Genomic DNA, 11,567 nt, shown 5'->3' on the forward strand with positions numbered 1-11,567 from the left:
AAGGAGTTACTGACGATGAGCAGTCCCCTGATCGTTCAACTGGACCTGGCAGAATTCTGTGAGGCGACCGACCTGTCGGACGTCTACGTGATCGAAATCGTCGAACACGGCATCCTCGAACCTCAGGGCCAGCAGCCCAAGGATTGGCGTTTCAACGATTACGAACTGGCCCTGGCCAAGCGCGCCGCCAAGCTGCGGCGCGACCTGGAACTGGAATGGGAAGGCGTCGCTTTGGCGCTGGACCTGCTGGAAGAAGTCCAGCAACTGCGGGCCGAGAATCGCATGCTCAAGCAGCGGTTGGGACGGTTGGTGGTCGAGTAGTTTTCTGAGGTTTTTGTGTTGCCTGGCAAGGCCTCTTCGCGAGCAAGCCCGCTCCCACATTCGACTGCATTCCAACTGGAAGAACTCGGTCGAATGTGGGAGCGGGCTTGCTCGCGAAGAACGATAACGCGGTTTCCAGATCTACCGCCTACGAGGCAACATCACCGTAAACAGCGTCCCATCCGTCTCATTCGAGCTGACCTCGATCATCCCGCCGTGCGCGTCAACTACCTCCTTGACGATAAACAAACCCAATCCCAGGCTGGTCGACGGCTGGCCGAGTTCTTCATCGGCGCTGCGCACCAGTGGATCGAAGATTGTGCCGATCGCCTCTTCGGGAATAGGCACGCCAAAGTTATGCACCGTCAGGCGAACCGCATCGGGCTCGCCACTGAGGACGACGGTCACATCCCGTTTATTCGCCCCGTGCTGCAACGCATTGCCAATCAGGTTCTGTAATAGCTGATCAAGCCTTGCGCCATCCCAAACGCCTTGCGTATCGCCCTCGACCCTTAAGGTCGGATCACATTCAGGGTTCCCGACGCACGCCTGAGTGATGGCTTCCTGCACGGCATCGGCCAGGTTCATCGGCTTGGGTTCAATCGGCAGGCTTTTACCCAGGCGACTTCGAACCAGTTCCAGTAAATCGCTGACCATCACCGCCATGTGCCGTGCACCGCGCTTGATATTGATCGCGCAGGCCAATGCGTCGCCCTCCAGCCTGGTTTTGCGCAGCAGTAACTCGGTGGACATGGTCACGGCTTGCAAGGGGGCGCGCAGGTCATGGCCGAGTATCGCCAGAAAAAGATCGCGCGAGTGATTGACCTGTTCGGCATAGGCTGCAGTCGACTCGGCAAGCGCTTCGTCGATGGCTTCATTGAAGCGGATCATGTCCTGGAAGTAGGCCAGGTCCGGCGAATCCAGGCTGTTGACCCACAACCGAATCACACAGGCGCGCAAATGGCGAAACTCACTGGTCATCTGCACCAGATCAAACCCTACGGTATGGCGCAGCTCGCCATGGCTGGCGCCGGCCTCATCGAGACTCGGGGTTTTTTCCGCGCCTTCACCCTTCGCCTTCGCGACCTGTTCGGTGGCGGTTTGCGTCGTGGTCATGTCCCGAGCGGCCGCCAGCAGAATCGCTTTGGCGTGATCGCGCAGGGTGATGCTGTCCATGTGGTCGGCAGCCGGGGTAATCGTGCTGGCGAACTGCTCCCATTCATCGACGATGCGGTCCACGTTTTGCCTGATGAATTCGGGGAGGCGCATGTCCAGTGTCCTGCCAGGAATGTCAGGGGATCTTAGCCTCTTTAGCGGTGGGGTAAACACTACCGCCGGGAATCCGGATCAGGTGTTGCGTGGGGGCGGGTGGTATTTAATTATTTTTCAGGTTCTTAAGTTGAATGCTGTTTGCGGTTTTATTGCGATTTTTCAGCAGTTTTACTGAGTTTTTGTTTTAGCCGGGGGTGAATAAGCTGAGGGTCCAAATAAGTCGTACATAAGGATATGTACCTTGCGAAACCCAAACGCGTCTCCCCAAGAAACGGCAGCGCCATTGACCGCCGCCGATCAACCCGGTGTTCACGCCGAATTCATTGCCGGGTCCATCCCGGCCTGGCTGGTGGATGCCTTGCCCGAACGGCGAGAGGCCATCAAACAGGCGCCGTTCAGGCTTTCCGACTGGTATCTGACGGCATCTGCGGCGCAGCGCCAGTCTATAAACAAAAGCTATGAGGCCAGCCTGGCGTCCCAGACCCTGCTGGATAAAACCATGGCGCGCCTGCAGGACATCGATGTTTTTGCAGCGCCCTTGCTGGTCAAGGCACTCAGGGATCGATTCGCCGTGGACCTGGACGTCAACAAGACATTTGTGCAGCTTAAAAAGCCTCTGGCGTTGGGGGTTTTTGAAGTCGAGGTCAGTACCTTCGAAGTGTTGAAACTGCCGCTGCTGCAAGCCGCATTGCACAACTTCGAGGAGGACGAGTGCGCGATCGGCCACTTTCATTCCTCGTCGGGCTTCGTTGTTGAATCGGCGCCGGGTCAATTTAGCAAAGTGACCACGGCGTTGACCGTGGTGAAATTTTTGAAGCTGTGCCGAGAGCTGGACATCGGTGCGCAGTATCAGGTTTACCTCAAGGACTTTTTGCGACCGGCGAATCCGGTTGCGGTGGCCATGCTGCGTCACCGGTTTGTAGTCAGTCAAAAAGCTGCAATGCGCGCGGCGGCCGAGCAGGCCTTGTTGCAAAAAGACATCGAGCCGAACGACTACGCGATGATTCTGTCGGTGATCGGCGGGGAGATGAATCCCAAGGTCGATGGCAAGCCGGTCTGGTTTCGTGACCTGGGTCTGATGAAAAAAAGAATGACGGGCTGTGTGCTGTTTCTTATTGGCGAAAAGTATCGTTACTCCGACGAGATCATTCTTTATGTTCCCAATGATCCGCAGCACCCGTTCAAACGCTACAGGGGGCAGGCGATGGACGAGGAGCTCAAGCGCCAGTTCACCGCCAGGGAGGCTGCGAAACCCGCAGATGGCCGCCCGACGGCGTACCAACGCTTTTTCAGTCAGTTTGTGGCCTATGCCGATCGTCCCTATTATTTCAGCCAGTTCACCCGTGCCGCGGCGGACTCGCCTTCGGACCCGTTTGCCACATTGCGTTCCCCCGGGGCGAAAGTATTTGAAGCCCTCAACCCGTTTTCGGCGTTGATTACGCCCCAGGAACTGCCACCCGAACAGCCGCCAAAACTGGAGCCGGTCGACGATCCGTACGTGAGCACCTCAAGCTTCAGCGACCATGGGCTTTGGGCGCCGAACCCCGACCTGTGGGCGCATCTGTTTGAGAAGAGCCTCGATAAGATCATCAAGGATGCCCGGGCCCATGCGGTGCCCACGGCGGATGTGGATGCGAAGGTTCGCGCGCAGAAAATCGCCGTGTTAATGAGTGTCGGGATGCTGGTGCTCAATGGTGTCTCGATGTTCGTGCCGGTGCTGGGTGAAATCATGATCGGTGTCATGGCCGGTCAGCTTTTGAGCGAGGCATTCGAAGGCGCGATCGAATGGAGCGAGGGGGATCGAAGGGCGGCCCTGTCGCACCTGGTCGATGTTGCGGAAAACCTGGCACTGATTGCCGTCATGCATGGCGTGGGCAAGGGCGTCGCCGGGCTGAGGGCTGTCAAACCCGAACCGGTGATCGAGGCCTTGAAACCCGTCACGCTACCGACAGGCAAGCAGCGCCTGTGGAAACCGGATATCGAACCGTACAAAAGCGCGGTCCGGCTGCCGGCGGACTCACCGCCCAATGAGCTGGGGCTGCACCGTTTCAACGGTCAGGACATCCTGACGCTGGACAACAATGATTATGTCGTCAGACAAGACCCGGCCAGCGGGGAGCACCGTATCCAGCATCCGACCCGTCCAGAGGCTTATGCACCGAAACTGGAGCACAACGGTGCGGGTGCCTGGAGCCACGAGGGTGAAGAACCCTTGAGTTGGGACGGGCCGATCCTGATGCGCAGGTTGGGCTATCGCACCGATGCGTTCACCGATGCCGAGCTGGAACAGGTACGAATTGCCAGCGGCATGGAACCCGACCAGTTGCGGCAGCTGCATGTTGACCAACAGCCCCCCGCGGCGCAGTTGACCGACACCCTGACCCGGTTTCGACTCAACCGGAACCTCGAAACCTTCAAGGCACAGATCAGCAGCCCGGACCCGCAGGTCTACGCCAGGGCTGATGTGTCCATGCAGTTCAGGGTCATGCGCAGCCAGGAACTGTTGCCGGCCAATCCGGCGATCAATGTTCTGGACAGCAAGGCGAAGCTCATCTGGAAAGATCCCGAAGCCGTCGGCAATCAGTCTTCCAGGGTGGCGTTCGTCATGAGTGAACAGGACGGCGCAAACGGCACGATGCTCAAGTCACTGCTGGACATTTACCAGGCCCCCCCGTTCTCTCTCGACAATGTGCCGGGTACATCGGACATGACGCTGGAGCAACGCGCCAGCGAGTTGCGCAAGGAAATCGCTCGAACCGTAACGATCAAACAGCGCTCGTTGTTCGAATCCTTGTACCGGGAACAGGACGGCGGTACCGACGGTGCCGTAGGCCGAATCAAGGTATTTTCCCCTTCGCTGCCCAGCGTGGTGGTGGAGCAAATTCTGGCAGGCGCGACACAATCGGAACGGTTGGCACTGGGTAAACCCGGGCCATTGCCCCAGCGCGTTTACGAGCAGGCCGAATGGGCCCGCCAGGAACGACGGCTGACCCACGCCTACGAAGGGCTCTATCTGGAGAACTCATCGGGTATCGACAGCGAACGCCTGGCCCTGCGCAGTCTTGAAACGTTGCCTGGCTGGCCGAAGGATGTGCGCCTGGAACTGCGCGAATACGGGCCGCAAGGCAAATTGCTGGAGGCGATCGGCCCGTCGCAGACCCCGGCGCGTGCGGTGCTGGTGGTGGATGAAAACTCGGGGTTCACCGGGGCATCGTCCTCCAGTCTCTATACATCCGTCCTGCAAGCGCTGTCGTCCGGGGAGCGCCAGGCGATGGGCTTCACACTCGAAGAGGCCGAGCGAATGAAGCAAACGGTGCAACAGCGGCCGCTGTCGCGAGGGGTGTTCCGGGCCGTACTGCAGCGGCATCGAGTGCTCAAGCCCAGCCTCGAGCCAGGCATGAAACTGCTCGGTGGTGTTGGCCCTTCACTGCCCGCGGGCCAACAGGTAGCGAATTTTTTCCGAACGCCGCGCGCACGGGTACTCAAGCTGTATCCCGACTTCAGCGAAGCCGAGGTTGAAGTGTTCCTGCGTTCATTGGGTGACGATGTACGCGGCGGATTGACCCGCACCGAAGCCGAGTACACGACGCTCAAAAACGAGTTGAATTCCTGGGTGCAAGGCCGCGTCACCGCCGAAAGCAGCCAGGTTGTCGCGGGGCAAATTCCGGGCGCGCGCGAACGTCAGATAGCCGACACCCTCAAGCGCTGCTGGCGCCGGCAGAGCGGCTCGGAGCTGAGCATAGATTCGCCCGTTGAGCTGCCAGTGCTCAGTGCACAGTTCAGTCATGTCCAGACATTGGCGCTGACGTGGTCGGGCGTACGCAATCTCAATGCCTTCCTCAAGTGTTTCACCGGGTTAAAAACGCTCAGCCTGGAGGGGATGTCCCGGCTGAGTCAGGTGCCTGAGGCATTCGCCGATATGCAGACCCTGACTTGCCTGAGCCTGCGGGGCAGTCGTATCGGGTTTAACGCTCACAATGGCGCACTGCTCGAAAAGTTGAGTGCCCTTGAGGAACTCAACTTGCTGAATACTCCGTTGGGGATCACGCCGGACTTCAGCGCGATGACTCGACTGAAAAAAATCAACCTCAGCGGCACGGGCATAGACGAGTGGCCACTCGGCACCGACCGTCTTCCTGATCTGCAATTGCTGGACTTGCGCGATAACGCGCTGACCGAAGTGCCTCAGGCATTACTCTCTACGGAGGCCGATCAGCTCGAATCGAACGCCAGGGTCAATCGGGTCACGCTTCTGGAGGGTAATCCGTTTACCCGTCAGGGCAGGCAGCGGCTGATGGATTACCGAGAGCGACTGCAAGCGATCAGGCCCGACCTGCTGGAAGGAAGTCTGCCGGGGGCGTTCAAGGGGCAGGACACGTTGAGCACCCGGGTTCGCTACCTCTACCCGGCCTTCGACGAGTTTGAAGTGGCCGAATTCCTGCAAACCCATGGGAGCGGGGTCGAAGTGGAGCTTGAACGCCTTGAGCGCGAGTATGAGTCGCTGAATCGGCAATTGTCGGCGTGGGCTTTTTCGGGAGGCGGCGCGCGTCAACGCTACGTTCGGGCGGGCCAGATTTCGGAGGGGGTATCGGAGCGGGGAGAGCGATACACCGCCGCTGACCGCATCCGCGAATGCTGGCGACGCCAAGCTCCGCAAAGAAATGCCGTCGACGGCAGCCCGATCGGGTTTGAGCTCGATTTAAGTGGCCAGACACTCGACAGCGTGCCGGATCTGGAAGCCGACTTCAGCCATGTGGGTTCGCTCAAGCTCAGCGGCATGGGGCTGAGTGTTTCGCCAGAGGGATTTCTTGCGCATTTCAGGGGCGTGCGCTGGCTGGATATGTCGAACAACCAACTGACCGCCATACCGCCAGCGCTGGACGAAATGAACGGCCTGACGCGTCTGTTTCTGCAACGCAACCGCATTCGCCTGACGGCTGAAACGGCCGGGATACTGGCACGACGCACGACGCTGCGGGCGATGAACCTGTCTCAGAACCCGCTGGGTATGACGCCGGACTTCTCTCAGATTGCAGATATGCGCTCGCTCCAATTGAACACCATCGGCATTGATACCTGGCCACAAGGGCTGGATGCGCAACCTCTGCTGGACGTCATCGATTTGCGTAGTAACCAGATCACAACGTTTCCGGAATCCGTTATCACGCCTTCCGCCGAACGTCTGGAGCATGTGGCCCGCCGCAACAATTTCACGATTATCAGCGGCAACCCGTTGTCCGAGGCCGCGCAACAACAGCTGAGCGCTTACTGGAGTCGCCTTGAGCAAGAGCGTCCGGATGTGTGGGGGCTCAGGCGGCCGGGTTTCTTCGAGTATCAAGCCCCGGCCATGCCTACTGAACGGGTCAGGCTCGGAATCGCCCAACGACAATCGGGCGTGCAGCGCTGGGTCACGGACCTGCCCCCTGACCAGGCTGTGTCCCGGCAATCACAGTGGCAGGCCCTGTCCGCGCAAGAGGGGGCCAATGGCTTTTTCCAGGTGCTCAACGACCTCGAAGCTGCCGGTGCCGGTCACGCCGACCTGCAACGTCGCGTCTGGGACGTCATCGACACCATCACCGAAGGCAGCCCCGAGTCCGAAGCCCTGCGAGGGGAGATGTTCGAGTGGGCAGGAAGACCGGCCTGTTGTGATCGTGCGGCATTGTCATTCAGTAATCTGGAGATCATGGCGCTGGTCTACCGGGCCCGCACGCTGGCACTGGACGCCGAGCAGGGCGCGGCCCTGCTGAAACTGTCCAGAGGCTTGTTCCGCCTGGACGAGGTCGAAAAAATCGCCCTGGCCGATATCAACAAACGAGTCGCTGCGATCAATGCCAGGAGGGATCTGTCGGCGGCGCAAAAAACCGATCTGATCGACCGGCTGGAAGATGTCGAAATAAAACTGGCCTACCGGTTTGGTCTCAAGGACCGGCTCGATCTGCCAGGGCAACCTCGCCAAGTCAGGTTCATTGGCTTGGGTAACGTCACGCCAACAATGCTGAACAAGGCCTACGATAGCGTCGTCAAACTCAATGACTCTGCCGCGGAATTCCAGTCACTGGTGGCGAAAGATTTCTGGAAAGACTACGTGACCAACACCTACCGGCCGCAATTCGAAGCGCAGCGTGAACCCTATCAGGACCGCCTGGCCAGTCTGCGTGAAAGCCAGCAGAAGGGCCTGCTGTCCGAGGCGCAATACAAGACGCAGTCCGAAGACCTGGGTGCTCAACTGCAAATTGAAGAGGCTGCACTGATCGAGCAATTCACTCGTGAGGCGTTGGCCAAACACCCGTACTGACGGACAGTAATGTCTGACAAACCATAAAAAGAAAGGCCTGGATCTGCGCGAGCATCCAGGCCTTTTTTGTGCGGCTCAACTCATCAGAACAGGAAATACCGCTGGGCCATCGGCAGCACATCGGCGGGTTCGCACCACAGCAAAACGCCGTCGGCCTTGACCTGATACGTCTGCGGATCGACATCAATGTTCGGCAGATAGTCGTTGTGGATCAGGTCGGTTTTCTGCACCTCGCGACAGCCTTTGACCACGGCTATTTTCTTCTTCAGGCCCAAGGCTTCGGGCAACCCGGCGTCCGAAGCAGCCTGGCTGATGAAGGTCAGGCTGGTGGCGTGCAGCGAGCCGCCATAACTGGCGAACATTGGACGGTAGTGCACCGGTTGCGGTGTCGGGATCGAGGCATTGGCATCGCCCATCAGGCTGGCCGCGATGGCGCCGCCCTTGAGGATCAGCGTCGGCTTGACCCCGAAAAACGCCGGGCGCCACAGCACCAGGTCGGCCCATTTACCCACTTCGACCGAGCCCACTTCATGGCTGATGCCATGGGTGATCGCCGGGTTGATGGTGTACTTGGCGATGTAGCGTTTGGCGCGGAAGTTGTCGTTGCCCTCGCCATCACCGGGCAACGGGCCACGTTGCTTTTTCATCTTGTCGGCGGTCTGCCAGGTGCGCGTGATGACTTCGCCAACGCGGCCCATGGCCTGGCTGTCGGAGCTGATCATCGAGAACGCACCGAGGTCGTGGAGGATGTCTTCGGCGGCAATCGTTTCGCGACGGATGCGGCTTTCGGCGAAGGCCACGTCTTCGGCAATGCTCGGGTCCAGGTGGTGGCAGACCATCAGCATGTCGAGGTGTTCGTCGATGGTGTTGCGGGTGAACGGCCGGGTCGGGTTGGTCGAACTCGGCAGCACGTTGGCAAAGCCGCAGGCCTTGATGATGTCCGGGGCATGTCCGCCACCCGCGCCTTCGGTGTGATAGGTGTGGATGGTGCGGCCCTTGAACGCGGCGAGGGTGGTCTCGACGAAGCCGGATTCGTTGAGCGTGTCGGTGTGGATCGCCACCTGGACGTCGTATTGGTCGGCAACGCTCAGGCAGTTGTCGATGCTCGCCGGGGTCGTGCCCCAGTCTTCGTGCAGCTTGAGGCCGATGGCGCCGGCCTTGACCTGCTCGATCAAGGGCTCCGGCAGGCTGGCGTTGCCCTTGCCGGTGAGGCCGATGTTCATCGGGAACGCGTCGGCGGCCTGAAGCATGCGCGCCAGGTGCCACGGCCCGGAGGTGCAGGTTGTCGCGTTGGTGCCCGTTGCCGGGCCGGTGCCGCCGCCGATCATGGTGGTGACGCCGCTCATCAGGGCTTCTTCGATTTGCTGCGGGCAGATGAAGTGGATGTGCGTGTCGATGCCGCCAGCGGTGAGGATCATGCCTTCACCGGCGATGACTTCGGTGCCGGCGCCGATGGCGATGGTGACGTTGGGTTGCACGTCCGGGTTGCCGGCCTTGCCGATGCCCGCGACGCGGCCGTCCTTGAGGCCGACGTCGGCTTTGACGATGCCCCAGTGGTCGATGATTAGTGCGTTGGTGATCACGGTGTCGACGACGTCCGCGGCCAGCAGTTGGCTCTGGCCCTGACCGTCACGGATGACTTTGCCGCCACCGAACTTCACTTCTTCGCCGTAGGTGGTGAAGTCTATTTCGACCTCGATCCACAGTTCGGTATCGGCCAGGCGGACCTTGTCGCCAACGGTGGGGCCGAACATGTCGGCGTAGGCCTGTTTAGAAATTTTCATGGGCTTGCCTTGGGATTCAATTGTTTTTGAGACCGCTCGCATAGCTCGCTATCGCAGCCTCGCTGCGCTCGACAGCTCCTACAGGTGTTCACGCAGCCTGTGCGCACGCGGTCCCTGTAGGAGCTGTCGAGCGAAGCGAGGCTGCGATCTTTTGAAAGCACTGCAAATGTCAGTCGAGATCACCCATGATCCGCCCGGCAAACCCGAACACCCGGCGATGCCCGGCCAGGTCGACCAGTTCGACGTCGCGACTCTGCCCCGGTTCGAAGCGCACGGCGGTGCCGGCCGGGATGTTCAGGCGCATGCCGCGACTGGCGGCGCGATCAAAGGTCAGGGCGTCGTTGGTTTCGAAAAAATGGTAATGCGAGCCGACCTGGATCGGCCGGTCACCGCTGTTAGCCACTTTCAAACTGACGGTGCGACGACCCGCGTTGAGTTCGATGTCGCCGGACTGGATCTGGTATTCACCGGGGATCATCAATGGGCTCCTTGGAGAATCTTGTAGTAGAGGGCGGTGGGTTTGTAGCGCCCGCTCGGATCGCAGGCGTAGTCGGGGATTTCCCCCGCCCGGGTGTAACCCAGCGCCTTGTAGAAATCTTCCGCCGGCGACCCCGCTTCGGTGTCGAGGTAAAGCATGCCGCGCTTGTGCTGCAAGGCCGCCGCCTCTAGCGCGCTCATCAATTGCTGACCCAAGCCGCGACGGCGCGCGTGCTCACGCACCAGCAGTTTTTGCACTTCGGCGCGGTTCAGGCCATTGGCTTTCTGACACAAGGTCAGCTGCACGCTGGCCTGCACTTGTTCGTCCTTGACCACCACCCACAGCAGCACGTTGCCCTTGTTCAGGTTCTCCTGAACGTCATCGAAATAGGCGCGTGCCTGGGTGGCATCCAGATTCGCCATGAAGCCGACGCTGGCGCCATAACCGACGGCGTCGAGCAGCAGATCAATCAAACCCTGGCGGTAGTGCGCAAAGCTTTCAACATTGACGCGTCGCAGTTGGGCGGCGTTCATCGGGCGTTACTCCTTGCTGGCGACAGGCGGCTCCGCGCCAGGGTTGAGGGTCAGTTGCATGAAGGTCAGGTCCAGCCAGCGACCGAACTTGGTGCCAACTTGCGGCATCTGCCCGGTGGTGATGAAACCGGCGCGTTCGTGCAGGCGAATGGACGCCGCGTTACCGCTTTCGATGGCCGCGACCATCACGTGTTTGTCGCAGCCCTTGGCGCGCTCGATCAGTACGCTCATCAATTGCGGACCGAGGCCGTTACCGCGCTGGTCGCTGCGTACATAAACCGAGTGCTCGACGGTGTGGCGGAAGCCGTCGAATGGCCGCCAGTCACCAAAGGAAGCGTAGCCGAGCACGTTGTTTTCAGCGTCGACGACCACCAGGATCGGGTAATTCTGGACTTGCCGGGCGCTGAACCAGGTCTGACGGTTGCCCAGGTCGACGGCTTGTTCGTTCCAGATCGCCGTGGTGTTGAGCACGGCATCGTTGTAGATGTCGCGGATCGCCGGCAGGTCGGCGTGCACCGCATCGCGGATGTGGTAAGTCATGGCGGCTCCTCAGGCGATGGGTTGGTGGACGGTGACCAGTTTGGTGCCGTCGGGGAACGTCGCTTCCACCTGGATTTCCGGAATCATTTCCGGGATGCCTTCCATGACTTGTTCGCGGCTGAGCAGCGTGGTGCCGAAGTGCATCAGCTCGGCCACGGTCTGGCCGTCACGGGCGCCTTCGAGCAGGGCCGCGGAGATGTAGGCCATGGCTTCCGGGTAATTGAGTTTCACGCCGCGCGCCAAACGCCGCTCGGCCACGAGGCCGGCGGTGAAGATCAGCAGCTTGTCTTTTTCGCGTGGGGTCAGGTCCATCGTTGGAATCCATATCGGCAGTTAAAAGGTCA

Annotated in this window: 8 protein-coding genes; 2 read left to right on the plus strand and 6 right to left on the minus strand. The window is 60.1% G+C overall.

Translation table 11 applies throughout. The annotated features are described in order from the left end of the window. The first annotated feature begins 15 nt into the window (after positions 1-15). On the plus strand, positions 16-321 hold the full coding sequence (locus tag LOY55_RS02810; RefSeq protein ID WP_046033039.1) for a chaperone modulator CbpM: 306 nt from the start codon (positions 16-18) through the stop codon (positions 319-321). 141 nt (positions 322-462) lie between these two features. On the opposite strand, the gene LOY55_RS02815 is transcribed toward LOY55_RS02810, so the two are convergent. After that, the gene (locus LOY55_RS02815; protein WP_223525398.1) at positions 463-1,590 is read right to left on the minus strand and encodes a sensor histidine kinase KdpD; all 1,128 of its coding nucleotides are present in this window, start codon (positions 1,588-1,590) and stop codon (positions 463-465) included. 244 nt (positions 1,591-1,834) lie between these two features. Here LOY55_RS02815 and LOY55_RS02820 point away from each other — a divergent pair, with 244 nt between their 5' ends. Continuing rightward, positions 1,835-7,888, plus strand: a complete 6,054-nt coding sequence (locus LOY55_RS02820; RefSeq protein ID WP_223525397.1) for an NEL-type E3 ubiquitin ligase domain-containing protein — start codon at positions 1,835-1,837, stop codon at positions 7,886-7,888. Positions 7,889-7,971: 83 nt separating this feature from the next. On the opposite strand, the gene ureC is transcribed toward LOY55_RS02820, so the two are convergent. The 5 genes from ureC to ureA form a co-directional block, all read right to left on the minus strand. Further along, complete coding sequence (gene ureC, locus LOY55_RS02825; RefSeq protein ID WP_223525396.1) at positions 7,972-9,672, minus strand: urease subunit alpha; 1,701 nt, start codon at positions 9,670-9,672, stop codon at positions 7,972-7,974. A gap of 169 nt (positions 9,673-9,841) precedes the next feature. Beyond that, on the minus strand, positions 9,842-10,150 hold the full coding sequence (locus LOY55_RS02830) for an urease subunit beta (RefSeq protein WP_046033034.1): 309 nt from the start codon (positions 10,148-10,150) through the stop codon (positions 9,842-9,844). Further along, positions 10,150-10,683: a GNAT family N-acetyltransferase gene (locus LOY55_RS02835; RefSeq protein WP_046033033.1), complete on the minus strand. Its 534-nt coding sequence runs from the start codon at positions 10,681-10,683 to the stop codon at positions 10,150-10,152. Before LOY55_RS02835 ends, LOY55_RS02830 begins: the two co-directional genes overlap by 1 nt. A 6-nt stretch (positions 10,684-10,689) precedes the next feature. Next, positions 10,690-11,223 (minus strand): GNAT family N-acetyltransferase, encoded by a 534-nt coding sequence (locus tag LOY55_RS02840; RefSeq protein ID WP_223525395.1) that lies wholly within the window; start codon positions 11,221-11,223, stop codon positions 10,690-10,692. A gap of 9 nt (positions 11,224-11,232) precedes the next feature. Then, the gene (gene ureA, locus LOY55_RS02845; RefSeq protein WP_007907366.1) at positions 11,233-11,535 is read right to left on the minus strand and encodes an urease subunit gamma; all 303 of its coding nucleotides are present in this window, start codon (positions 11,533-11,535) and stop codon (positions 11,233-11,235) included. Positions 11,536-11,567: the final 32 nt, after the last annotated feature.

Source organism: Pseudomonas sp. B21-040 (assembly GCF_024748695.1).
Taxonomy (GTDB): Bacteria; Pseudomonadota; Gammaproteobacteria; order Pseudomonadales; family Pseudomonadaceae; genus Aquipseudomonas.